This window comes from Sporolactobacillus shoreae (assembly GCF_004684935.1).
GTDB classification, from domain to species: domain Bacteria; phylum Bacillota; class Bacilli; order Bacillales; family Sporolactobacillaceae; genus Sporolactobacillus; species Sporolactobacillus shoreae.
The window spans coordinates 1-24,875 of sequence record NZ_SRJD01000020.1 but is presented as its reverse complement, the minus strand read 5'-3'; the positions used below and the strand labels follow the sequence as shown (position 1 = coordinate 24,875).

28 protein-coding genes are annotated in these 24,875 nt (G+C 43.9%); 20 read left to right on the top strand and 8 right to left on the bottom strand.

What is annotated here, in order from left to right; genetic code table 11:
• Positions 1-57: 57 nt before the first annotated feature.
• Positions 58-525: a MarR family winged helix-turn-helix transcriptional regulator gene (locus E4665_RS14450; protein WP_135349503.1), complete on the top strand. Its 468-nt coding sequence runs from the start codon at positions 58-60 to the stop codon at positions 523-525.
• A 76-nt stretch (positions 526-601) separates the two neighbouring features.
• Entirely contained in the window at positions 602-1,003 is a 402-nt protein-coding gene (locus E4665_RS14445) for a DoxX family protein (protein ID WP_135349502.1), read from the top strand.
• A 322-nt stretch (positions 1,004-1,325) separates the two neighbouring features.
• Here E4665_RS14445 and yidA read toward each other — a convergent pair whose 3' ends face one another.
• The gene (gene yidA, locus E4665_RS14440) at positions 1,326-2,138 is read right to left on the bottom strand and encodes a sugar-phosphatase (RefSeq protein WP_135349501.1); all 813 of its coding nucleotides are present in this window, start codon (positions 2,136-2,138) and stop codon (positions 1,326-1,328) included.
• Between the two features lie 203 nt (positions 2,139-2,341).
• Here yidA and E4665_RS14435 point away from each other — a divergent pair, with 203 nt between their 5' ends.
• The gene (locus E4665_RS14435) at positions 2,342-2,764 is read left to right on the top strand and encodes a GNAT family N-acetyltransferase (protein ID WP_135349525.1); all 423 of its coding nucleotides are present in this window, start codon (positions 2,342-2,344) and stop codon (positions 2,762-2,764) included.
• Between the two features lie 112 nt (positions 2,765-2,876).
• On the top strand, positions 2,877-4,349 hold the full coding sequence (locus tag E4665_RS14430; RefSeq protein WP_135349500.1) for a nicotinate phosphoribosyltransferase: 1,473 nt from the start codon (positions 2,877-2,879) through the stop codon (positions 4,347-4,349).
• 108 nt (positions 4,350-4,457) lie between these two features.
• Here the strand turns inward: E4665_RS14430 and E4665_RS14425 are convergent, their stop codons facing one another.
• Positions 4,458-5,015 (bottom strand): DEAD/DEAH box helicase family protein, encoded by a 558-nt coding sequence (locus E4665_RS14425; RefSeq protein WP_135349499.1) that lies wholly within the window; start codon positions 5,013-5,015, stop codon positions 4,458-4,460.
• Positions 5,016-5,082: 67 nt separating this feature from the next.
• Positions 5,083-6,324: an MDR family MFS transporter gene (locus tag E4665_RS14420; RefSeq protein ID WP_135349498.1), complete on the bottom strand. Its 1,242-nt coding sequence runs from the start codon at positions 6,322-6,324 to the stop codon at positions 5,083-5,085.
• Between the two features lie 118 nt (positions 6,325-6,442).
• On the opposite strand from E4665_RS14420, the gene E4665_RS14415 reads away from it, so the two are divergent.
• From E4665_RS14415 to E4665_RS14385, 7 genes are all read left to right on the top strand, one after another.
• Positions 6,443-8,206 (top strand): ABC transporter substrate-binding protein, encoded by a 1,764-nt coding sequence (locus E4665_RS14415; RefSeq protein WP_135349497.1) that lies wholly within the window; start codon positions 6,443-6,445, stop codon positions 8,204-8,206.
• 110 nt (positions 8,207-8,316) lie between these two features.
• Positions 8,317-9,075: an exodeoxyribonuclease III gene (locus tag E4665_RS14410; protein WP_135349496.1), complete on the top strand. Its 759-nt coding sequence runs from the start codon at positions 8,317-8,319 to the stop codon at positions 9,073-9,075.
• Positions 9,076-9,173: 98 nt separating this feature from the next.
• Positions 9,174-10,295: an NADH-dependent flavin oxidoreductase gene (locus E4665_RS14405; RefSeq protein WP_135349495.1), complete on the top strand. Its 1,122-nt coding sequence runs from the start codon at positions 9,174-9,176 to the stop codon at positions 10,293-10,295.
• 192 nt (positions 10,296-10,487) lie between these two features.
• Entirely contained in the window at positions 10,488-10,964 is a 477-nt protein-coding gene (locus E4665_RS14400; protein ID WP_135349494.1) for an S-ribosylhomocysteine lyase, read from the top strand.
• 230 nt (positions 10,965-11,194) lie between these two features.
• Positions 11,195-12,916 (top strand): acetate--CoA ligase, encoded by a 1,722-nt coding sequence (gene acsA, locus E4665_RS14395; protein WP_135349493.1) that lies wholly within the window; start codon positions 11,195-11,197, stop codon positions 12,914-12,916.
• Positions 12,917-13,119: 203 nt separating this feature from the next.
• Positions 13,120-14,079: a D-2-hydroxyacid dehydrogenase gene (locus E4665_RS14390; RefSeq protein WP_241654884.1), complete on the top strand. Its 960-nt coding sequence runs from the start codon at positions 13,120-13,122 to the stop codon at positions 14,077-14,079.
• Between the two features lie 318 nt (positions 14,080-14,397).
• Complete coding sequence (locus E4665_RS14385) at positions 14,398-15,738, top strand: murein hydrolase activator EnvC family protein (RefSeq protein ID WP_135349492.1); 1,341 nt, start codon at positions 14,398-14,400, stop codon at positions 15,736-15,738.
• An 83-nt stretch (positions 15,739-15,821) separates the two neighbouring features.
• Here E4665_RS14385 and E4665_RS14380 read toward each other — a convergent pair whose 3' ends face one another.
• Both E4665_RS14380 and E4665_RS14375 read right to left on the bottom strand, forming a co-directional pair.
• Positions 15,822-16,652: a DUF6612 family protein gene (locus E4665_RS14380; protein ID WP_135349491.1), complete on the bottom strand. Its 831-nt coding sequence runs from the start codon at positions 16,650-16,652 to the stop codon at positions 15,822-15,824.
• Between the two features lie 53 nt (positions 16,653-16,705).
• Positions 16,706-17,080 (bottom strand): VOC family protein, encoded by a 375-nt coding sequence (locus E4665_RS14375; protein ID WP_135349490.1) that lies wholly within the window; start codon positions 17,078-17,080, stop codon positions 16,706-16,708.
• 199 nt (positions 17,081-17,279) lie between these two features.
• On the opposite strand from E4665_RS14375, the gene E4665_RS14370 reads away from it, so the two are divergent.
• A complete protein-coding gene (locus tag E4665_RS14370) occupies positions 17,280-17,666 on the top strand; it encodes a Spx/MgsR family RNA polymerase-binding regulatory protein (protein ID WP_135349489.1) in 387 nt (128 codons plus the stop codon).
• 460 nt (positions 17,667-18,126) lie between these two features.
• On the opposite strand, the gene E4665_RS14365 is transcribed toward E4665_RS14370, so the two are convergent.
• The 3 genes from E4665_RS14365 to E4665_RS14355 are packed head-to-tail and all read right to left on the bottom strand — an operon-like array spanning position 18,127 to position 20,669.
• Positions 18,127-19,284, bottom strand: coding sequence for a tyrosine-type recombinase/integrase (locus tag E4665_RS14365; RefSeq protein WP_135349488.1), 1,158 nt, complete (start codon positions 19,282-19,284; stop codon positions 18,127-18,129).
• A gap of 46 nt (positions 19,285-19,330) precedes the next feature.
• Positions 19,331-19,774, bottom strand: coding sequence for an ImmA/IrrE family metallo-endopeptidase (locus E4665_RS14360; RefSeq protein ID WP_135349487.1), 444 nt, complete (start codon positions 19,772-19,774; stop codon positions 19,331-19,333).
• 4 nt (positions 19,775-19,778) lie between these two features.
• Entirely contained in the window at positions 19,779-20,669 is an 891-nt protein-coding gene (locus tag E4665_RS14355) for a helix-turn-helix domain-containing protein (RefSeq protein WP_135349486.1), read from the bottom strand.
• 107 nt (positions 20,670-20,776) lie between these two features.
• Between E4665_RS14355 and E4665_RS14350 the strand changes: the two genes are divergently transcribed.
• The 8 genes from E4665_RS14350 to E4665_RS14315 form a co-directional block, all read left to right on the top strand.
• Positions 20,777-21,016, top strand: coding sequence for a helix-turn-helix transcriptional regulator (locus E4665_RS14350; RefSeq protein ID WP_135349485.1), 240 nt, complete (start codon positions 20,777-20,779; stop codon positions 21,014-21,016).
• Between the two features lie 84 nt (positions 21,017-21,100).
• Complete coding sequence (locus E4665_RS14345; RefSeq protein ID WP_135349484.1) at positions 21,101-21,859, top strand: BRO-N domain-containing protein; 759 nt, start codon at positions 21,101-21,103, stop codon at positions 21,857-21,859.
• Positions 21,860-21,864: 5 nt separating this feature from the next.
• Positions 21,865-22,146 (top strand): DUF771 domain-containing protein, encoded by a 282-nt coding sequence (locus E4665_RS14340; protein WP_135349483.1) that lies wholly within the window; start codon positions 21,865-21,867, stop codon positions 22,144-22,146.
• A gap of 14 nt (positions 22,147-22,160) precedes the next feature.
• Entirely contained in the window at positions 22,161-22,397 is a 237-nt protein-coding gene (locus tag E4665_RS14335) for a hypothetical protein (protein ID WP_135349482.1), read from the top strand.
• A gap of 3 nt (positions 22,398-22,400) precedes the next feature.
• Positions 22,401-22,712, top strand: coding sequence for a hypothetical protein (locus E4665_RS14330; protein ID WP_135349481.1), 312 nt, complete (start codon positions 22,401-22,403; stop codon positions 22,710-22,712).
• Positions 22,709-22,960, top strand: a complete 252-nt coding sequence (locus tag E4665_RS14325; protein ID WP_135349480.1) for a hypothetical protein — start codon at positions 22,709-22,711, stop codon at positions 22,958-22,960. Before E4665_RS14330 ends, E4665_RS14325 begins: the two co-directional genes overlap by 4 nt.
• Positions 22,961-23,030: 70 nt before the next feature.
• Positions 23,031-24,326: an AAA family ATPase gene (locus E4665_RS14320; protein WP_135349479.1), complete on the top strand. Its 1,296-nt coding sequence runs from the start codon at positions 23,031-23,033 to the stop codon at positions 24,324-24,326.
• Positions 24,326-24,875 (top strand): ATP-binding protein (locus E4665_RS14315; RefSeq protein ID WP_135349478.1); only part of this gene is annotated, 550 nt, incomplete at its 3' end. The genes E4665_RS14320 and E4665_RS14315, both read left to right, overlap by 1 nt.

The window sequence follows — 24,875 nt, the reverse complement described above, 5'->3', positions numbered from 1 at the left end:
GGGAAGGTGGGTCAGGATATAATTGTCTCGAATTAGAGATAAAAGGGATGAATCATTATGGCGGAGAAAAATCAGGAGCAGACGGCCGAGGCGAAAGACATCTCTCTGAAGCTCTGGGTGGTTCTGACGAGAGCAGAACAATCCATTCGAAAAAGAATCGAAGAAAATATTAAGAGTTACGGTCTCAATCTGACTGAGTTTGGTGTACTCGAGCTGCTTTACCATAAGGGAGATCAACCGATTCAGAAGATCGGCAGTAAAATCCTGATTGCCAGCAGCAGCACAACTTATGTGATTGATCAGCTGGAAAAGAAAAAGCTGCTTAAAAGAAAACCATGTCCGACCGATCGTCGGGTAACGTTCGCCGCGCTGACAGATGACGGAACCGATTTGATGAAAAATATATTTCCGCAGCACCGGAACGCAGTGGATCAGATTCTTGGTGGATTGAATCCGTCTGAGAAATTTGAAATGATTGAGCAGTTGAAAAAGCTTGGACTGTTTGCGGCGGGGCAGGTTGATTGAACGGGAAAGTTTTGCTTTCTTAATTATTTCGAATTCATGATATATGAATTAATAATATTATATTGGAGTGATAGAATTGATGAATTTAGGATTGCTGATTATTCGTGTTGTATTAGGATTAACTTTTGCAGGGCATGGCACACAAAAACTTTTTGGCTGGTTTGGAGGCCATGGAATTAAGGGAACCGGTGGATTTTTTGAATCCATCGGAGTTAAGCCGGGAGTACTGATGGCTGTTATGGCCGGACTATCTGAACTCATTGGCGGCGTGCTGTTTGCAGTGGGACTGCTGACTCCCCTGGCGGCCTTGTTGATCACCGGAACAATGATTGTTGCAATAGCAACGGTTCATGGGAAAAATGGTTACTGGGTGACTGAAAACGGGTTTGAATATAATCTGCTGATTATCGCCGTTGTCATTGGTACTGCTCTGATTGGGGCTGGTATGTATAGCCTCGACTCACTCTTCTTTGGATAAGAGCGTGGGAAGCCTTTTTACGAATCAATGATTACAGCTATTATTCTATTAGCATGGAAGATGCCTTCCAAACCTGATAAAAAGAATCAATCAGGCTTGGAAGTTTTTTTTTGTTAAATTAAATAAAAATATGTACGTTCTATACATTTAGGTTTTTAATGATATCACTGGTCAATGTGCTGAATGTCCTTTCATTAGATGTGATGGCTCACTGACAGGATCTGAAAGGAAAAATAGTAGACAAAAGGAATTTTCCTCCTATCTGTAAGGGCTGAAAATTCACTCAAATAAATGACAAGGCTGGCATTATATATTTGCTGGATCATTGGTTAAGAACAAATTTTTCGACTGCGAACGCGACCCCGTCTTCGGTGTTCTTTTTGGTCACGAACTGTGCAATGTCTTTTACTTTTTGAATGGCATTACCCATAGCCACACCGAGACCCGCGTAACGAATCATTGCCAGATCGTTTTCCTGATCCCCGAGTGTCATTATTTCTTCAGGCCGTATCTTCAGGTAGCTCCCCAAGATCTGCAAGCCTCTTCCTTTATCCACTTCTTTGTTCATGATCTCCAGAAGAATGGCCCTTGATTTCATTATTGTATATTTTTCAAAGTACGTTTCTGGAATTTTTTTAATCGCTGCGTCAAGTCGTTCCTGTTCCGTACAGAAAACAACCTTATTCACCTTCAGATCACCGGGAAGCTGGTCCATTGTCGTACCGATAAATGGCAGGGAATGCATGACCGTTCCATATAAAGAAGGCCTGCCCTTCGGAGGCGTCGGGCAGTAAACGTTTTCCTGATCAATAAAATTCATCGGTACACCAAGTTTCTGGCTGAGCGTGTAAATTGAACGGACATCGCTACGAGTCAGAATCTTTTCAGAGAGGACTTCACCACTGTCTGTTTTTTGCACAAGGCCTCCATTGTAGGTTATCGCGAAATTTCCGGTTTCGTTCAGTCCAAGCACATCCAGATATTCTTTGATTCCTGCAATCGGCCTGCCTGAACAGAGGACAACTTTTACACCAAGTCTCTTCGCTTTCATTAATGTTTCCCGGGATCTTTGACTAATCTTCTTCTCATCATTCAGTAAGGTTCCGTCAAGATCGATAGCAATCAGTTTGATCAAAGTGAATTCCTCCTCGGTTGTTTCGCTTTACAGATTCAGTATACAGCTAATTGGGGATGTGACAACGGTTCCTGTTCCTATTCCTGAACTCCGGGAAAAAAAGAAGCGGATCCTTCCAACCCAAAGTATAATTATTGTTGTCTAAGGGGCGTGTTGATACTTTAAGATAGGAGCAAAATTTTGCAGGGAGCGGATAAATGTCAATGTTCATTTCAGAACAATGGAACGACCAAAGCTCTTCGGATTACATCAGGAAGAAGCTTATAGAATATAACGCGGGCTGCCTCTCGGATGAAATCAAGTCGCCTGTTGAAAATCTAAATTTGCTGCTGAAAGACGAAGACGGCAAAATATACGGAGGAATAACAGGTACCATTTTCTGGGCCCATCTCCATGTGGATTTTCTCTGGGTGGATCAGAGTCTGCGCGGAAAGGGGTATGGGAGTCAGCTAATTAAAATGGCTGAAAGGCTGGCGAAAGAGAAAAAATGCCGGCTCATCCTGCTTGACACGTTCAGTTTTCAGGCTCCGGATTTCTACAGAAAAATGGGATATGAAGAGTATGGAGTTGTCCAGGATCACCCGGCAGGTTACAGTCAACATTTTTTTGAAAAAAGACTGAATTGATCCACCGGGTATTTCAGTGAATCCGTTTTCGGTTTACAAGTTTGTAGGTCAATAGTATACTCGACTCAATATATGACTTACATAACCGACCATAATTGGAGGAAGTAGAACAATGGAGAGCAGGTTTGACGTGAGAAATGACCGGGATCTGACGATGCTGGTCGATTTTTACGAACTCACTATGGGAAACAGCTATCTTGAAGAAGGGGTAGGCGACCAGATCGTCTATTTCGATATGTATTTCCGCAGAGTCCCGGATGGCGGCGGCTACTGCATCATGGCGGGCGTGGATCAGTTGATTGAGTATTTGGAAGATCTCCGGTTTACTGAAGATGATGTCAATTATCTTCGGTCAACCGGACAATTTTCCGAGAAATTTCTTGATTACCTGGCCCATTTTAAATTTTCATGCGACGTGTGGGCCATACCAGAAGGCTACCCCGTTTTTCCGAATGAACCGCTTGTTACGGTCAGAGGGCCGGCCATCCAGGCACAGCTTCTGGAAACGATGGTTCTTGTGACCATCAATCATCAGACGCTGATTGCGACCAAAGCCAGCAGAATTTGCCGTGTTGCGGGGAACCGATCAGTCATGGAATTCGGATCACGGCGCGCTCAGGGTTATGACGGCGCTATATATGGTGCGCGGGCAGCTGTGATCGGAGGATGCTCCGCGACAGCGAATACTCTGGCAGGCATGATGTTTGATATCCCGGTTTCCGGTACAATGGCGCACAGCTGGGTTCAGCTTTATGACAGCGAGTTAGAAGCTTTTCGTGCATGGTCACGTGCTTATCCGGATCAATGCCTGGTTCTGATTGATACGTACAATGTCCTCAAATCCGGCCTGCCGAATGCGATTAAAGTTTTCAAGGAGCTCAGGGATAAGGGCCATGAACCACTGGGCATACGTATTGATTCAGGTGATATTACTTATTTGACTAAAAAAGTCAGAAAAGCTCTTGATGAGGCAGGATTTCCAAAAGCAATCATCGTCATCTCCAATTCTCTTGACGAACATATTATCAAAGATGTTCTGGCGGAGGGCGCTCAAATTAATTCCTTTGGTGTTGGTGAACGGCTAATTACTGCCAGGTCAGAACCTGTCTTCGGCGGTGTCTATAAACTGGTTGCTATTGAAAAAGAGGGCAATGTGATCCCGAGAATTAAGATCAGTGAGAATGAAGAAAAAATCACAAATCCAGGCTTTAAGAAAATCTATCGTATTTATGAAAAAGGCGCTGATAAAGCGATTGCTGATTTGATCTGCGACAGTGAAGAGGTAATTGATGAAAGTAAACCGCTGACTATTTTTGATCCGGTATACACCTGGAAGAAAAAAACGCTGAAGAACTATAAAGCCGAACTGCTACGCAAACAGATTTTTAAAACCGGAGAACTTTGCTACGAGAGCCCGTCCGTAGTCGAAATAAGAAACTTTGCGAAGGCTCAGGTCGAGAGACAATGGGCGGAAGTTCTTCGCTTTGAAAATCCCCATAACTATTATGTGGACTTGTCTCCAAAAGTATGGAATGCCAAATTTGAACTTCTGAACAAATACTCGGAAGAGTTTAGTGGGAAATAAGCAAAGTAGAAAAGCGCAAAAAATATGAATTAATAAATGTATAAAAAATGGTTTGGGGGACTTCTCCAAACCATTTTTTATGAATCTCAAGAGCTTTTCGTCAATTGGTTATAAATGGAATGTCTCTTTTATTTGTTGCGCAACCTGTTCCGCACTGACGTGTGTATTATTGATTCTTAGATAATGAGGCTCGGTAATTTCACCTTCTTTGGAATTCAGTCGATATTTTTCCATTGAATGTAACAGATCCTGTTCAGATGATTTAATATCCCGTTTCGTTGGTTTATGTTCCAGCCGATTTGAGGTTGTGTTTCTTTTTAGCCGTTCTTTCACGCTGGCTTCTAACTCCACAAAATAAACCTCGGCTTTAGTTGAATGAAAAATATCACAGATCTTCTTAATATTCTTCCAGTCTTCGGCATTGTTAAATGCCCACACAGTCGTGAATATGATTCCGTACTGATCGCTTTTTGCGAAAGCTTTTAAAATCTCCTCCCGAAACAGGTGGCAGAGCCGCCACATCTCCGGACTATAGCCGAATAATGGAACGAGCAAATCAATGGTCATATGATTATGAAACAATTTCAATTCAGTGATTTTTGCCAGTTCCTGTCCCACGGTCATTTTCCCGACGGCCTGGGGTCCAAATAGAAGTACAAACTTCACTTGAAATCCTCCTCATTAGCGTAACTTTATTGGATTTCCCGCACGCGATTGAACTACTCTGCCACGTTCAGACCGGGACGCTTTTCTTCTGCAGCCAATGGATGGAGCTATAAAAGCAGTACATGCCCGCGAGTCCCATAGTAAGAAATAGAGCAGCCATAACAAAAGAGGGGAAGAATGCGCCGGCTATAACACCAAGGGATCCCATAATCTTGGCCCCCTGAAAAACAAGTCCATAAACAGCCATATAAGATCCCCGCACATTCTCTCTTGCCATTGAGGCAACCATGGACTGGCATATAGGCACATACATGAGTTCACCTAACGACGAGACGATAATCATGATAAGCAGTAGGATCCACAGATTACTAAAAGCCAGCGTCACATAGCCGGATATATATAAGGCGAGCCCAATGAACAGAATATTTGTGGATCGATAACGTTTCATCCACTGATTGACTGAGAGGGTAAAAAGTACAATGAGCACCGTATTTTCTACGCGAAGCCAGCTGAGCATCTTCAGCCCGTTCACTGATTGGTTCAATAAGAACGCGTGAAATTCGCTTTCAAGACGGATGGCGATATAATTATTCATCTGAAATTCAAGAGAAACAATCAGCAAATGTGCCAGGCAAAAAATCAGAAAACGATGATCCGTCATGACGAGACGATAATTTTTCCCCATATCCTTTATCAAATCGAGTGGGGCGGACATGCGCGGCCATGTTCGCGTTTGCCCGCTGTCCTGCATAAATAGGGTCAGAAGCAGAAGCACGAGGACCGAAGTCATTGTGAGTGCGACAAACAGGGTAAAACGGTGGCTGTTAAAATAGAACCCGCCGATGATCGTACCGGCTGCAATAGACAAATTCACGGACCAATAGTTCACGCTGTACATGAACTGTCTGTTTTCTTCCGTGCTGACATCAATCAGCATCGCTTCGGCAGCAGGGTTCATTAAACCGTTACTGATACTTTGGATGAACATCATCACAAAAGTGATGAAGGCGGATAAGAACCATGGTGAATTTGATACGGCCATAACTGAAAAGGCAAGAATCTGAATTGCCTGGGCAAGAACCATGACTTTTTTTCGCCCAAAATGATCAGACACATAACCGCCGAAAAAACTGGTGACCAGGGATGCGATCACGTTAAGAAACAGCAGGAAACCAGCTGTCGCGGCCCCGAATTCATTGGCAAAATAGATCGCCATGAATGGAAAAACCATGTTCCCGACAAATCGGGAGAGAAACGAAGTCATCAGACGAATTTTGATATTTGGATGAAGGGACATAAAAGTGTTCATGAGACCGAACTCCAATCTCTTTCTGGGAATAACTCTATTTTTTTATAAAATAAATGGTGAAAAAAGTGTAAAATAAAAATAATAATTTCCCCTTTTTTGAAAGAGAGGGCTGTTTACTGTGGAACTGGTGGATTATTATACAGATCTGTATCTGAAGCTCGGGGCGGACCGGAACCGGCAAACTGAAGTGACTGTGAAAAAATGTGCAGATATCTTCTTTTGCTCGGAGCGAAATGCGAAATTATTGATCCACAAAATGGGAAACGATCAATGGATTTGCTGGACAGGCGGACTCGGGCGGGGGAATCAGTCAAAAATTATTTTTCTTCGCCAGCTCACACCACTTGTTACTGACTATATGGCTCTGGCGATTGAAAATGGAAATCTTGAAAAGGCGCTCGGCTTTATTCGTGATCACAAACTTCCGGCTGAATTGCTTAAAATTTGTTATGAACGGATTCAGAAACAATTCGGTTATAAAGTGGGGACGGGAAGAGAATGGCCGCTGGATATCCTGAGAATACCGATGCGGCGTCCACTTGCGACGCTCGATCCGGCATTTGCGGCGATTACAAGCGAAACACATATTGCCAGGCAGATTTTTGATTGCCTTGTCAATTACAATGCGGAAACAAGATCCATTGTTCCGCATATCGCCCATTACTGGGAAAACTCTGATGACAGGAAGGTGTGGACATTCTACCTTCGCAAGGGCATTCTTTTTCACCATGGAAAAGAACTGACCTCTGAAGATGTAAGATATACATTTGAACGGATTCATGATTCAGCGCATCAACTGCCGTGCCACTGGACGCTCCAGTCACTTAGAAGCATGGATACATCGCACCCGTACAGGATTACTGTGAAATTCTCAGATCCTGCTCCATTTTTGCTTCATTTTCTCAGTGCACTGAACATGGCAATACTCTCTTCAGACATCGGATATAATGCAAACCGGATCGTTGGAACCGGGATATTCAAGCTCGTAAAATATACGAAGGAGCAGATTATCCTGGAACGGTTTCACAATTATTTCCGTGAACAGGCACTGCTTGACCGCGTTGAAATCTTTTTCGCCCCCGATTTGATCACACAAAAGCGGCAATTTGATGTACCAAATTTACCCATATCGATGAATGATAAAGGACGGACTCTTGAAGAAAATGGATGCAGCTACCTGATTTTTAATTTTAATAAATCCGGAGTGCAGCATGATATTTGGTTCCGGAGAGCAATGAATATCCTTATAGACCGCTCTAGGATGATCCGGGATCTTGGTAGTGACAGGTATATGGCTGCAAACAGTTTTCTTCCTTCTGAAACAAAATGCATTCAGCTTGTACAGGAAGACGAGGGTAAGATTACCGCTTCATTAAAAAAAAGCCGGTATCATGGTGAACGACTGAGACTTTATCATTTCGATCATAACAATGTACGGGAAGATGCAGAATGGATTAGGAACCGTGCCGCTCAATTCGGCATTTCTCTTGATCTGGTGCCACTTCCGCTTAACCAATTTTATAGTAAAGCGATCATTGAAGACGCAGACTTGCTGCTTGCCGGAGAGATGATTGAAGAGAACGTAGAACTTGGCGTTGTTCAATTATTTTGCAATCAGAGTAGCCTTGTGAGGCGGTTTATGAATGATACTCAGAAGCGCCGTATCGATCAGCTGATGGGACGTTTTATTCAGGTGGAGAATTCAGGGGAATGGAAATCAATGTTCAGAACGATTGAGGATATGATTAGAGACAGGCGTCTATTGCTCTATCTCTATCATATTCGGAGAGAAGTCAGTTTCCATGAAGCACTGACAGGTATTGAGATGAATGCGTTCGGGTGGGCGAATTTCAGCAAGTTGTGGATCAAGCAGGGATTTTAGTCGAAAAATGGTCTGGCCCGAACGCAAAATTAGTCGAATTCTTTGTGCGGCAGGAAATAATGTTATAGAATCAGGCATACAGAGACTTATAGTCAGTGAGGAGAATTCAGTTGAAATTCATATCATGGAATGTGAACGGTTTTAGGGCGCTGCAGCGCAAGATGGACGTCGGTGAATGGTTGAAGGAGACTGGAGCAGATGCGTTCTGTATTCAGGAAACCAAGTTGCAGAAAGATCAGGTTGATTTTCAGTCGACAGAGTATCTGCAATACTGGAATGATGCGGAGAAGAAAGGCTATTCAGGAACGGCGATTTTCACGAAGAAGGAGCCTATAGATGTCACTTATGGCATAGGCATTGAAGAGCACGACCATGAGGGTCGAGTGATTACTCTTGAGTATGAAAACTACTATTTGATGACAGTATATACCCCCAATTCCAAGCGCGATCTGAAACGGCTTGGCTATCGCATTCAGTGGGGCGAGGCTTTTACAAACTATATTAATAGACTGGATGCAAAAAAACCGGTCGTCTTTTGCGGGGATCTGAATGTTGCCCACCAGGCGATTGATCTGAAGAATCCTAAAACAAATGTAAAAAATGCGGGATTTACTGTTGAAGAAAGAAATGACTTTTCCAAACTGCTCGACTCCGGTTTTACCGACAGTTTTCGTTATCTCTACCCGGATCGTGAGGGCGCCTATTCCTGGTGGTCCTACATGGGAAATGCCAGAGCAAGGAATGTCGGCTGGCGGATTGATTACTTTGTCATCTCGAATAGGCTCAGCCATCGGGTTAAGGAGGCTAAAATATTGGCGGATGTCACTGGCTCCGATCACTGTCCGGTTGAAATTGATCTATCCCTGTAAAAAAATGTGGCTGAAGCAAAGTATTACAGGGTGAGGATCAGATTCACCTATAATGGATAGTGAGTTTTATTATCTTGCTGAAAGAAGGAATGTTACCCATGTCTTACTATGATGAATTGTTCCACCCGATTGTATTACCCAACGGTGTGGAACTTTCGAACCGACTGGCGATTGCGCCGATGACTACCTGGTCCGCAAATCTGAACGGAACGGTTTCCGACCAGGAATTGGCTTACTATAAGAGACGCGCAGCTCTTTCAGGACTTTTTATATCGGCCTGTATCGCTGTTTCACCGACAGGTCTGGCTTTTGATCATCAGTTTATTGCCTATGACGACGCGGTTCTGCCGAGACTGAAAAAGTTGGCTGATGCCATGAAATCTGCAGGGAGCAAGGCTGTTCTTCAAATTCAGCACGGCGGCAGCGAGGCGGATCCAAACTTTGTTCTCTTTAATCAAACGGTAAGCGCCAGCGCTGTTCCTTCATTTTCCAATCCTGAAACAGTTCCCGAGGAAATGACTGAGGAACAGATTCAAACCGTTATCAAAGAATACGGACTTGCGACAAAGCAGGCGATCCTCGCCGGATTTGACGGAATTGAGATCCACGGAGCCAATCACTATCTGATCCAGCAGTTCGTGTCGGCGCATTTCAACCAACGGACGGACGAGTGGGGCGGAACTCTGGATAGGCGGCTGCGCTTTCCATTTGCTGCACTTGAAGAAGTACAGTCCGTAGTAAAAAAATATGCGGATGATTCATTTATCGTTGGCTATCGCTTCTCTCCGGAAGAGATTCATCGGGTATCGGGCTATACGGTTAATGATACGCTGCAGCTTGTGGACGGTCTGATCGAGCGCGGTGCTCATTATCTGCATGTTTCACAAAATAATATTAAAGCAATCCCTGCTGGAAATGAGGAGGGCAGTGAGACAATCGTTCACATTCTGGCCTCTCATATTAATGGACGCGTCCCGCTGATTGCTGTCGGAGGGATCCATCGTCCTGATGAAGCTGTAGCGGGATTGCACGATGGTGCCGACATCGTCGCACTCGGCAGGGAAGCGATTATGGATCCAGACTGGACTTTAAAAGTAAAAAATGACCAAGTGAATCAGATTCAGGTTACTCTGGGCTCAAAAAGTCAGGAAGAACTGGTTGTTCCGGATCGTCTCTGGAAAATTATTACCCAGCCAAGCGGCTGGTTCCCGCTTGCATAACCCTGTTTAGAAGCATTGAGCTTGTGACATGGGTTGTGAATGATCATATACTGATTCATCGAAACAGATTTGAAATGCGGGTAATTATATTTTTTTTTAAGCCGTTTTCTGAATCAGATACGTTTTACAGTTTCATTGATTTGTGTTATTCTGTGTTCACTAATTCAATAAGTATACTTGGAGATGATTGCGATGGCAAAGGTCGAAAGCTTCCAATTAGATCACAGGATTGTCAAAGCGCCGTACGTTCGTCTGGCCGGAACGGAGAACGACGCGAAGGGCAGCCTGGTTCAAAAATATGATCTGAGATTGCTTCAACCTAATGTTTCTGCTGTTCCCACTGGCGCACTTCACACACTGGAGCATCTTTTGGCAACATATATGCGGGATGAACTGACTGGAGTGATCGATATATCCCCGATGGGCTGCAGGACCGGATTCTATTTGATCCTCTGGAATGAGCACAAGCCTTCAGAGATTGCGGCGGCATTGAAGAATTCCCTTGAAAAAGTTTTGACAACAACGGAAGTTCCGGCAGTTTCACCGGTCAGCTGCGGAAATTACAAAGATCACTCTCTTTTTGGTGCCAAAGAATATGCGAAAATCGTCTTGGACGCCGGTATTAGTGATGATCCGTTTCAAAGGCATATCCCTGAGAAAATTGACTGACCCGCACATCTCCATGTGTGCTGGATAATAGATTTGAAGTGAGTGTCCGGATTAATTTCCCGGCACTTTTTTTATTTGAAATTTTTGTTACTTGATCCTTGCGAAAAATGGCGAAAGAAATCTGCTGAATTCAAGGCGCTCTTTTTGAAAAGATAAAGCATTCATCATATAATAATGAAAGCGCTTAATGTGACAATTCTGTGACATTTTATTCGACTGGAGGGATCTTCATGCTTGACAGTTTCTTTTTGCCGGCCGAACAAGGAGTACATGAACTTGATGATCTTGAAACAGTAAGGAAATCTTTTGACTGGAAGCAGGCGGAACATCAGTTTAGCTGGCATGAAACCGGAAAAATCAATGCGGCATACGAGGCAATTGACCGTCATACTGAAAAGGGTAGTGCAGACAAGGTTGCTCTTTATTATTCGGATCTTTCAAGAGATGAGAGTTATACTTTTGGGGAAATGAAAAAACTGAGTAACAAAGCTGCAAATGTCCTGAAACAGAAGGCGGACGTCAGAAAGGGCGATCGGGTTTTTATTTTCATGCCCCGGTCTCCGGAACTGTATATTCTCTTTTTAGGTGTGATAAAAGCCGGAGCAATTGTCGGTCCCCTGTTTGAAGCGTTTATGGAAGGAGCTGTCAGAGATCGTCTCGAGGACAGTGAAGCAAAAGTATTGTGCACGACTCCGGAACTGCTGAAACGTGTACCTTATCAGTTACTGCCACATCTCAAACATATTGTGCTCGTCGGAGATGGAATTAATGAGGATGAATATTTTATTGATTATAAAAAGGCTATGGATCAGGCCGACAATGATTTTCTGATTGAATGGATGGATCGGGAAGACGGGCTAATTCTGCATTACACATCCGGATCCACAGGGAAACCGAAGGGTGTACTTCATGTTCATGAGGCTATGGTGCAACATGCTCAGACCGGGCGCTGGGTTCTGGATCTTAAAAAGGACGATGTTTATTGGTGTACAGCTGACCCGGGATGGGTAACCGGGACCTCTTACGGAGTTTTTGCCCCCTGGCTAAATGGTGTAACCAATATTGTACGCGGCGGACGATTCAGCCCGTCGGACTGGTATCAGACAATTGAAAAATACGGCGTTACAGTGTGGTACAGCGCCCCGACAGCCTTCCGCATGCTGATGAGTGCCGGAAAGGTACTGGCAGAAAAGCATAATTTTTCAAGCCTTCGTCATGTTCTTAGCGTAGGTGAGCCGCTTAACCCCGAGGTGATCCGCTGGGGATGGCAAGTCTTTAAAAAACGGATTCATGATACTTGGTGGATGACGGAGACAGGGGCGCACATGATCTGCAATTATCCCTCAATGAAAATTAAAGCCGGTTCAATGGGTAAGCCTGTTCCCGGAATAACCGCTGCGATTGTTGACGATTCCGGTATCGAGCTTCCACCAAATACAATGGGCAATCTGGCGATCAAAAAAGGATGGCCGTCGATGATGCGGGCCATCTGGAATAATAAAGAAAAATATGACTCATATTTTACATCAAACGGCTGGTATGTCTCGGGGGATTCGGCCTATATGGATGAGGACGGCTATTTCTGGTTCCAGGGAAGGGTCGACGATGTGATCATGACCAGCGGTGAAAGAATAGGACCCTTCGAAGTTGAAAGCAAACTTGTGGAACATCCGGCGGTGTCGGAAGCTGGGGTGATCGGAATCCCGGATCCGATAAGGGGAGAAATCATCAAAGCCTTCATTTCGCTCAGAGAAGGGTTTGAAGCCAGTGAAAAACTTAAGGAAGAGATTTATCATTTTGTTAAGAACGGTCTGGCTGCCCATGCAGCGCCAAGAAAAATAGATTTCAAAGATAAACTGCCAAAAACACGGAGCGGAAAAATCATGCGCCGGGTGCTTAAAGCGTGGGAACTTGGGCTCCCAACAGGAGATTTGTCAACGCTTGAAGACTAATATGATTTAGATGCGAAGAGCCCGAGCGGCTCTTTTTATTTGAACTTGATTTCCGGCGCTTTCTGCTAGATTAACAGCGCGGGTATGTTTATACTTTAATTTGATTACAGGGAAAGAGTGTATCGATATGAAATTAAAGATTTTTCATTGCGACTGATACACGTTCACTATAACAGAGCTTACAATCTGAAGGGAACAGGTGAATGGGTGTGAAGAAGATTGTACTGGGGTTTACTGACGATTTTAAGCTGTCAAAAACGATGCTGGAGACGATTTCCAAAACGTATAGGGATCAAATCCTGTTTTTAAAAACTGATGGGGAAAACTTTGAGCAGCTCAAAGATGCAGACGCGTTTATCGGGTGGCCCTCGGATCAGATGATTCAGGCGATGCCGGAACTGAAATGGCTTCAGCTGCCAAGCGCGGGAGCGAATCAGTTTGCACATCACCCATTACTCAAGGAGCAAGTAATCGTTACAAATGCAAGCGGTGCATTCGGTGCGTCCGGAGCGGAACACATTCTGGCTCTGATTCTGTCCTTTGCCCGGCAGCTGCCGCTCTACGTCAGGCAGACAGAGAAACATGTCTGGAGAGAAGAATCGGATGTTCGGCAGCTAGATGAGTCGACGGTCGGAATTATCGGGCTTGGCGATATTGGCTCTGAGGCTGCGATCCGATTGAAAGCTTTTGGTTCCACGGTCCTGGCGGTCAAGCGTACAGTGAGTAATAAGCCGGACTACGTGGACGATGTTTATGATATGGAAGGTTTGGATACAGTTCTTCAAGAAAGTGACTTTATCGTTAATGTGCTTCCTCTGACTGCTGAAACATCAGGGCTGTTTGACCGAAAAAGATTTTCATTAATAAAAAAGGGTGCCATTTTTATTAATGTCGGACGCGGGGGAACAGTTGATGAACAGGCGCTGCTCGAAGCTTTGAACTCTGGCAGAATCGGCGGTGCTGGCCTTGATGTCACATCAATTGAGCCGTTACCTGAAACCAGTGAACTGTGGCGCTTTCCAAATGTAGTGATTACTTCCCACTCCTTGGGTGTCGGATCTGGAAAGCTGAAAAAAAGAGAAGAACTGATCCAACGGAATATAGAAAATTATCTGCTGGGAAAGCCGCTCATTAATGTTGTTAACAGAAAACTTGGCTATTGATCGTTGTGTTTCTCACTCGATAACTAAATGATACGGAAAGATTAGAACCCGGGGACTGAATGTTTCAATTCAAGCCCCGGGTTTTTACTTTGCATTTTAAGAGCGTAAATAAGTTACAAAGAATAAAACCTAATGCCCGAACATCCCTGGTCGTCTAAGATTCAGCCCGCGCCAGAGGCCCAGATTCGCCAAGGCTTCTTTATAAGAAGAAATATAATTGTAATATTATTTGTCTCAAAAACTCGAATTCTGTTGATATAATAGATATGTTAACTAGTGTTGGAAGATAATGATCGTTTTTTAAGGAGTTTGGTAGTATTGAAAAAAACAAAAATTTATCGCGCATCAATGGCTGCAGGGCTGGCGATATTTTTGGCCGCCGGATTTGATCTGAGCCCTGCCTCAGCTGAGACCCAGTCTCAGCTGAATGCAAAGCTGGGTTCAATCAAGGAAAAACAGATCAATAACCAGAGTGATCTGAAGGCTTCCAAGCAGAAACTTTCTCAGAATAAAAACAAACAGAATGATGTGTTGACTGAAATTGTACAATCTGAAAATAAAATCAACAGTATGAACAGCCAAATTTCAAAAAAGCGGGCGGATGTCGGACAAAATCAGGCAACCGTCGCCCAGCTTAAAACACAGGTCGGGATTATCGAAAAAAGAATCGACCAACGGGGAAAATTATTAGACAGGAGAATTCGATCTATATACATAAACGGTGGAGCGGTGAGTTACATCGAAGTACTTTTGGGATCCAATAGCTTTGGTAATTTCCTTGACCGCCTGCTTGCGGTGAAAACAATAACAGATCATGATGCCGGGATCATTGCGGCTCAGCAAAAAGACCAGGCTGCCCGGCAGGTGAAACAAAATGTGATTCAGAAAAAACTGGAGCAGACAAAGCAAGATCTTGCCAGTCTCAATACCTTAAATCAGGGTCTGATACAGGAGAAGTCGAAGCAGACGGGGCTTCTTTCCCAATTGAAAAAGCAGGCGTCCGATATTAATGATACAGTTATGAATAAGAACGAGGAAGCCGGTATTCTTCAGGCTCAGGCGGCTGTGATTAACCGACAGATCTCGAATCTTAAGAAGGAAGAGGAGGCAAGGAAAGCCGCTGCTGCTCAGACGAAGAGTGTTTCGAGCGGGGGATCCGCTGGTTCGGGGACGGTTCAGACAAGCGGTAGTTCAAACGGGGGATCCACCGATTCAGGAACGGCTCAGGCGCTCCAAAGTCCTAATCCTGTTCATGGTAATTTTATCAAGCCTGCAGCAGGTGTCATTTCGTCAGGATTCGGCTATCGGTCATTTGATCATGAGTTCCATCCCGGTATTGATATTGCCAACAGTACAGGGACGCCGGTTTATGCGGCTGCTGATGGTATTGTGTTCAGAGCCTATCAGTCTTCCAGCTATGGAAATTGTGTCATGATCTCTCATTTTATCGGCGGACGGACTTATACTACAGTTTATGCCCACTTATCAAGTTACAATGTATCAGATGGTCAAACCGTCTCTCAAGGCCAGCTTATCGGTTTGATGGGGGCGACGGGTGAAGCGTTTGGTTCCCATCTTCATTTCGAACTCTATATCGGGCCATGGACACCACCGCCGCATAATGGCGCAGTTGATCCGATGCAATACATTTCTCAATAACGTAAAAGAAGAGGCTCAGATGAAAGGAAGTTTCAACAAATCCTTTCATCTGAGCCTTTGTTAATCTGACAAAAAAACACAGCTTATGGAGCCGTTCGAACATTTCCAGGGATCGATAAATCTTTTAGTTGATTTATCGCGGAGAAGTTACCGCTGACAGACATTGAAATATCAATGGATTGCTCGTTTTCAACTCCAGTCATTTTAACTGCGGTGCGGTAAGCTTTTGGATAAAATGTTTTCCTGTCGATCGTGTAAGCAGAGTCAAATTTTGTAATTTTCATTTGGTCTATGGCACTGCCGATCATTTGTGCCAGAGGATTCCCTATGTAAATGAACGCGATTCGCTTTGCAAATTTTTTAACGGCTGTTTCGCTGTACGTAAAGCTGATGAGGTAGTCATTTCCCTTCTGAATGACCGTGCCAGTCTTAACAAGATCTTTAGGAAAACGAATCAGTACTTCATCCTCCATTTGCTTAAAACTTTCTTTGATTAATTGCACATCAACATTTTTTTTACTTTGGCTCAGATCCGCCTTAGTCCAGGAAGCAGAGGGTGATAAGTTCAACTTAGCGTAAATGTTTTTTTCATCCATGTACGCTTCTACCTGTGGGAGTACTTTGTTATTAATGCTGGCAGAAAAGTGCTGATGCAAAAACATCGGGCGAATCGACATTTGCCCATGGGTTGACGCTTCGCTGGCGATTGTCTGGTTTCCGGATTTTATAAGCAGGTTTGCGGTGAGATCCACATTGGAATTTCGGATCTGTCCGCTTTGTGCCAAGGCGTTTTGCAAGATTGATCCATTGTTTATTTTGCTGATCGTTACAGATCCGCAGCCGTTTAATAGGATTAAGAACAATAGAAAAACGGCAGGAAGCCCTTTAAGTTTTATCTGATTCCTAAAAAACATAAGTTTCCTCCTGCCGTAAATCACGCAAGGCATGCAAATAGTCTGATAAATTTTTATTTTGCTTCGGAATTTTCCTGGAAAATGCCAAACAGATATCCCTGAGGATCTTCACAATACGCTAGATAGCCGACACCTGGAATCGCGTGTTTAGGAATGACGTTTTTTCCCCCATTTGCGTGAATCTTTTCTACATATTCGTCTACATCTGTAACTTCGATTGTGTTTGTTGTTTTTGATTTTCCATCATCAGAAGTGCCGAGACCCCCATCGATACCTGCGTCATCCGAACTGCCAGTACGGATCAGCCAGTAGTCAGAGTCCCAATTCTCGAACTTCTGAAAGGACCAGTGAAAGACATTCGTGTAAAAGTCGATCACTTTTTCCGGATTGGGTACTTCAATATCAAAATGGACGATCCTGTTTGCCATTGAACCATCTCCCTTCAAAATATATGTATTAACTTTATATTAATTCGACGACAGCTAAAAAAAACCTTCAACATGGAACCTGAAAAAAGGGTCGATTGTGATCATAATAATAATAAATATGAAGAATTTTTGAAATAAAACGTTTATTTTCTGCACAAGCGGGAATTTAAAGAATAATGAGCTCAGAGGAGGGAAGCCGATGAAAAAATTAGTTTTCTATACGTATCCAAGCTGTACATCATGCAGGAAGGCGAAGGGATGGCTGAAGCAGCATGATATCAGCTATGAAGAACGTCATCTTTTCCGCGACAGGCCTAATGTTTCTGAACTGATGGAACTTCTGAAACTTTCAAAATCCGGTGTTGAAGATATTCTTGCGACCAGAAGCACGCTTTATAAACAATTGAATGTTGATCTGGACACAATGCCGCTCAGCCAGGCGCTCCAGCTTCTTTCTTCAGAGCCCAGGCTGCTTCGCCGCCCGATCCTGACTGATGGTGAAAAACTTGTCGTCGGCTATCATTCGGATGATTTGATGCGGATTACTGCGGATAATAATGAAAGTCAGGTCAAGCAGGCTAACTAATATTACTCCTTTTTGAATTATGGCGGACTGAAGCATACGATGCGTGATTTCAGGCCGCTTTTTTCATGCATAAATATTACTTTTTTTAGAGGATTTGAGATTTGGGAAGAGAATAATATAATAGAGTGCAATTTGCCCGTAAAGAGGGGTGAACATTCTGCCCTGCCAGGACTTTTCGGATGCACTGGTTCAATATATTCCATATTAAGAGAAGGTGAATATTTGAAAGAGCCATTAAACCACATCGGAAGAAGGAGCAGGGAATTGCTGGCTCATGCATACAGCGCCGATGCTTCGGACATCCACTTTATTCCACGCATCCGTGACACTTTGGTTGAGCTCCGAATTCACGGATATCTGTATGAAATGGCAATTTTGAATTCAGATGATGCAGAGCGAATAATCAATCACTTCAAGTTTTTATCCGGAATTTATAATTGTACTAATTTATGCCTTAGTATCAGCTTTTTTCATCCTTTTGGGTTCCGTTGCCCCACAGCTGCCCCACGAATTCATCATACCGCTTTGCACTTTCGTCCGCGATATGCTCCGACACATGATGATATATCCCAATCGTCGTCGACTCCTTCGCATGCCCCAAACGCTTGCTGACATATTTAATATCTGCCCCAGCGTCCATTTCTAGGACGGTATGAGTATGGCGGAGAGAATGGGTTGAGATATGATCGATGCCAGCAAATTCACAGGCCTTCCGGATCCAAAAGCGAACGGTAAGATGTGATGAAAAATAGACGCCATCTTCACCGGGGAAGATCAGGTTACGGATATTCTTTATCCCATCGGCATCGTTATCCGTTTCTTGCCTTGACTTCCATGCTTTTAAAACTTCATTCGTCGTTGGGTCTAGTTTAATTCGACGATATGCGGATTTTGTTTTTGGCTGATCGATGAACGTGCCCTCATGTGTCCTGTGTACGGCTGTTTTATTAATAGACAAATAGGGTTCCTCGTAATCGTCCCAAGTCAAAGCAATCAATTCGCCGCAGCGCAAACCTGTATTCAGGTCAAGAAATAGAGCAGTGTAAGCCTTCTGACCAAGTGTTTTAGCAGCAGTAATAAATTTTGGTATTTCACTAAGTTCGAGGATCTTCTTTTTGTCCCGATTATCTTCACGATTCGAAATGACCACATCAGCGGCGGGATTTTTAGTGAGGTACCCAATTTTTACAGCGGTCTTAAAAGCGTCATGGTAACGCGCATGGTACGTCCGAACTGTTGATTGGGCGTATTTTTTTGCAATCTTGTTAATAAATTTTTGGTAGGTAATCGCGTTTAGTTTATCCAGAAGTAGGTGACCGATTTCCGGCTTTATAACCTTAATTGCCCGCTTAATGCTTTCTTGAGAATTATAGGCCAGCTTGTCTTTTTTGTACGTATCAAACCAAAAATCAAGATAGGCGCTCACAGTAATCCGTTCATTTTGATATGCCCCATCCTCAACTTTTCGTGTGGCTATTTGCCCCTCTTGCCGCGCCTCTCGTTCTCGCTTAAAACCTCCCTTAGACTTCTCATGCCATGTACCGTTTTCATCCTGATAACGAACCCGGTATTGCCATGCTCCATTTCGATTACGTGTTGTAAGTTTTACCTGAATCATCTGTTTTCACCTCCTTTGAAGGAACGTACGTTCCTAATTTTCTGTATTAAAAAAGCCTGTCCGGCAAAGAATTAATGAATCTTTCCATTTCAAGCGGTATTCCGTTCATTCTTAATAGCTGCTGAGATGTTTCGTATTCTGATAGTCTTGCATGATTAAGTAATAGGATCTGGGCAGTTGACCAGGCATTTGCCTGGGATTCAATTTTACCTTTTGAAATCAGCGTCCGTTTATCCAAAAAGGGCGTGTTTGCGTTCGGATGGAGAATGGCATGACCAAGCTCATGAGAGCATATAAAAGGGCGTTTATAATCTTCCATATCTGAATTGATATGGATTACTTGTTGTCTGGCATTTTTAAGATAAAAGCCATAGGTTTCCCCCAGTGGGAGATAACGAATCAAAATATGTTTTGCTTTTGCAACTTCGAAAGGATCTACCGTTTTGTATCTGCGAATTGTTTTTAAAAGCATAGCAAGAATCCATTCCATGGTCTCACTCCCAGTCACGGTATTTCTTGGGAGTGAATTTTTTCTTTGCAATCTGCTTGGTTAATCGCAAACTACTTTCAATGGCAGCCCGAACAAGATCCTGTGTTTCCTGGTCCATAGGCTCGCCATCGTAGGCAAGGGATACATTTGAATCCATTTTGTTGAGAATATTTTCAAGCTGTTTGCCAATGTCTCGCTCATCCTTTTCAGAAAGAGGAGGAAGGGCATTTTTATCCGGTTTTTTATTTTTACCACTCAAATACGCGTTCTGTTGCTCGATCGCCTGTTCAATTACTTTTTCCTGTTCTTTACTTTTTGGATGAATCACATTTTCTTTCATTTCGCGCCAATGATCTTCGTCAACCGCTTTCTTAAACGCCTCATATTGGTCCACATCCCCATCAAATTGAGAAGGGATTTCTTCATCGTATAATCCGTATTCATTCAAAAAATAAGGAAATGACATATCAAATACCTTTAATATCTTATCAAGTTGTTCCGCGGGAATAGCTTCTCCTAATTCGTATTTAGAAATAAGTCTTTGGTCTATGCTTACCATTTTGCCTAACTCTTCTTGGGTAAACCCTTGATGTTTTCGCTCCTCACGTAAGGCCCAACCGAGGCCTTCAATTCCGTCACTTGCGAGGGCTTCATCATCAAATTGATAAGATACCTTTCCCTCACGGCATAGGATAAAATCAGTAGATACCTTAAAAATATCAGCCAGCTTTGCTAGAACATCACTGGGTGGAACCGTGCGTCCTGATTCGTATCCAGAAATGGACGCACGGTTTGGAATACCTAGTGCCTCGGCTAAATCGTCCTGAGTTAAACCCTTTGTGGCTCTCAATTTTTTTATCCTTTGCCCCATTTGTTTTCGATCCTTTAAATCCATTCCAATACCTACCTTCAAAAGAAAAGTAAATAAACCCTTGACGGTTGGTAAAATACCGACTATACTGGTTTTCGTAAGGTAAACCAAACAAAAAGGAGGTTATCCCAATGCCAGCAACGGTTGCCGACCGTCGTCAAATTTTTCGCGAACTGCGTAATAAAAAAAGCGTTTCTCAATTCAAAGCCGCTACCGACCTAAATATTACCGAAGGCCAATTTCGTAATATTGAAACGGGTCGAAGCAATCCCAGCGTTCGATTGATGTTCCGGATGATTAGCTATTTTGGAACACCTGGGGAAGAACTTTTCCCGGATCTTGTGGAAGAAGATTCGGATAAATGTTCTTAACAAATAGAATTATAATTCGTTAATTAAATTTACGCAAGTACAATTAACGATAATTTACCAAACAATTTAACGGAGGGGTAAAGTATGCCAAAAACTGAAAACCAAGTAAAAATATTTGAAAATTCAGACTTTGGAAAACTCCCAGTGATCGTGGTAAATGACAAACCGCAATTCGGAGCAACGGAATCAGCGGAAATGTTAGGTTACGCTAAACCGTTAAATGCTATTGCTCAGCATTGCAAAGAAGATGGGTCCTCATTTCAGGGGGTCATCGATTCCCTAGGTAGAACACAGAAAAAGAAATTCATTTCCGAGGGCAACCTTTATCGCCTGATCACGCATTCGCATTTACCGGCCGCTGAAAAATTCGAATCATGGGTGTTTGATGAAGTGCTGCCCGCGATTCGTAAGACCGGCTCATACGCAACTAAGAAAGACGATCCGGATCTTTCAACAATCCGTGCAAAAGAAGCCGATGCGAAACTGATGAACGCACGTGCTCGTCTCGGACGCCAGTATCACAAGATGCTCAGTGAGTATAACGACGTGCTTTCCCCTATTGCAAAGCAAGCTCTTATCTCTCTTGAGGTCAATACGCTCGCAGGAAAAGATTTGCTTCCAGAGCCCAACTCAGAACCCAAGGGCTACAGCGCGGAAGACCTTGGCAAACTTGTTGGCTGGTCAAAACAAAAGGTTGGTAAGTTTGCCAACGATAACGACCTCAAAAAAGAAGAAAATGGAAAATGGCTCATGAGCAAGTCACAGTATGGCCCAAAACAAGTCACCACATTCGTTTACAACGAAAACGGTAGACAGAAATTCCTTGAACTAGTTAGGGGCTGATCTCAATGCCTGACGTTCAAGTCATCGTTGATAATCAGTTCTTAGCGCAAGAGGTAGATAAGGTTATTGGCCAGCGACTATCAGATATGGGTGTCGGGACTTATTGGACGATGCAGCGCCTCGAGTACGAAACAGGGCATAAACGAGACTGGATCAAGGATCACATCCTAAGCGACCCAGCCCTGTTCCGAGAACCACGCCCAATCGCAAAAATTGTAAAAGGTCAGTGGCTATTCAGGGCCAAGGGCATGTCAGAGCACCTTGACAAACTGTTTGATCAACTATAGGAGGTAGTTGGTAAATGAGGGCATTAAATCACATTGAACCGGCGCACGATGAACTAACGAATATCTACTCAGGCGTTGGCCTAGTCTACACCGTTAGACAGCGTATCATCATAAAAAGTACGGCGGAACAGCTTTATTTCTTCTTCGCAAACATCCAGACGCATGCCGTAGCAAAGCACCGCATGCCGATGGCACGTTGGGCGCTGCGGATGAAGTCTAAGTATTTCAGACTGATGAAGGGAGGTGAGTAATCTATGGAACCACTTAGACTACCAGTCAATGTCTCTGATAGAGCCATTGACGCCATTAATCAAAAAACTTCGGATGAATCAATGAGGCTTTATCGGTTCTTCGGTGCAACGTCTCAAAATGATACAACAGCTATCGGTAAAGATGGTTTTAAGAAAATTATCGATGCCGTATTCGACGGACGTGAAGTTCTGAACCCCGAAACGGATGAAGAGTTTCTAAAACGGATTGGTCGGCATCCGGCAACCGTTGACGGTTGCCGACTTTACAATCTGGCTAAAAAATACGTTGAGTTGAAAGGAGCTGAGAAGGAATGAGCCCAGAAACGAAAGCAGCGTTACAAAAGCATTTCGATGCTCTTTCTCGCGGTGTGAATCAAGGAAACAATCTTCAAAAAATCGTAGCCTCTGCTAAGGCAACGGAACTTGGTGAACTACTGCTAATTCTTGTTGAAGACTATCCAGAAATTGGAGAAGCCGTGCAGAAACAGATGGATGATTTTACAGCTGAATCACTGTTAAAGATGATTCTTGGCGTGAATGAAGTCAACATCAAGCATCTATGAAAAAAGCCGCTCTGCAAAGCGGCTCAAATCCCATCTGTGGTCATTATACCACGAAAGCGAGGTTTTATACATGGTTACGATCAGCAAACTTGAAATAGAAAATGTCAAGCGCGTAAAAGCCGTCAAGGTTGAGCCATCACCGGCGGGCTTAACCATCGTTGGTGGTAAAAACAAACAAGGCAAGACAAGCATTCTAGACGCTATTGCGTGGGGATTAGGCGGTAACAAATATCGCCCGTCTCAGGCAAAGCGCGAGGGATCAGTCACCGATCCTTTTCTCCATATTGTTCTTTCCAATGGACTGATTGTCGAACGCAAAGGAAAGAACAGCGACTTAAAGGTTATTGACCCCAACGGGCAGAAAGCCGGCCAACAGCTGCTCGACGTTTTCGTGGAAGAACTTGCTATTAATCTACCAAAATTTATCAACTCAACATCAAAAGAAAAAGCCAACACGCTTCTACAGATTATCGGCGTAGGGAACAAGCTACATGAACTGGAACAGCAAGAACAGGAAGTCTATAACCGGCGCCGTACTATCGGTCAAATTGCCGATCAGAAAGCCAAGTTTGCCAAGGAACAACCATATTTCCCTGATGCTCCGAAGGAACCTGTGTCAGCATCCGATCTAATTAAACAGCAGCAAGAAATACTCGCACGTAATGGCGAAAATCAACGCAAACGGCAGTGTGTGACACAGATACAGGCGGAGTTTGAACAGGTCGGCCGGGAAGTAACCCGGTTGACAGCGCAGCTTAATGCCGCACAGAAGAAATACGGAGAATTGCAAAGCGACCTTGCTGTCGCACAGAAGGACGCACTCGACCTGCGGGACGAATCAACAGCCGAACTCGAATCCAATATTCAACAGATCGATGACATTAACCGGAAGGTGCGAGCCAATCTCGACAAAGACAAGGCGGAAGATGATGCCAAGGAATACGGTGCTCAGTATCAGAAACTCTCTCAGCAGATCGACCAGGTGCGTCAGGAAAAAGCTGATTTGCTGACGAACACTAACCTGCCACTTCCTGGTCTGTCTGTCGATGATGGCGAGTTAATCTATGAAGGGCAGCAATGGGACAACATGAGCGGCGCTGATCAACTCAAGGTGTCAACGGCGATTGTCCGCAAATTGAAGCCAGAATGTGGATTTATCCTCCTGGACAAGCTCGAACAGATGGACACAGATACGCTCAAAGAATTTGGTACATGGTTGGAACAGGAAGGTCTGCAAGCCATTGCCACGCGCGTCAGCACGGGTGACGAATGCTCAATCATCATTAGTGATGGATATGTGGAAGGTCAAGAAAAGGCGGAAGAAGAACAGTCACAGACAAAGACATGGAAACCAGGTGAATTTTGATGGACATAACACGTGGTAAGGTAGCCAAGGCACAGAAAGTAGTTCTGTATGGCATGGAAGGGATCGGCAAATCATCACTTGCCGCGCAGTTTCCGAATCCTCTATTTATCGATACAGAAGGTAGCACTGGTAATATGAACGTTTCCCGTACGCCTAAACCGACAAGTTGGACAATGCTGAATCAGCAGATTGACGAAATCAAGCGAGACAAGCTCTGCAAAACTCTTGTCATTGACACGATTGACTGGGCAGAGCGTATGGCCATCGAGAAAGTGTGCGCCGATGCACAGAAAAAATCAATTGAAGACTTCGGCTACGGTACCGGATATATCAAGCTTGAGGAAGAACTTGGCCGATTTTTGAACAAGCTGCAAGACGTGGTTGACGACGGAATCAACGTCGTACTGACTGCACACGCACAGATTAGAAAGTTTGAGCAGCCTGACGAAATGGGCGCCTATGATCGGTACGAGTTAAAGCTTGGAAAAAAGACGTCAGCCCGTACGTCAGCACTCGTCAAAGAGTGGGCAGACATGGTGCTATTCATCA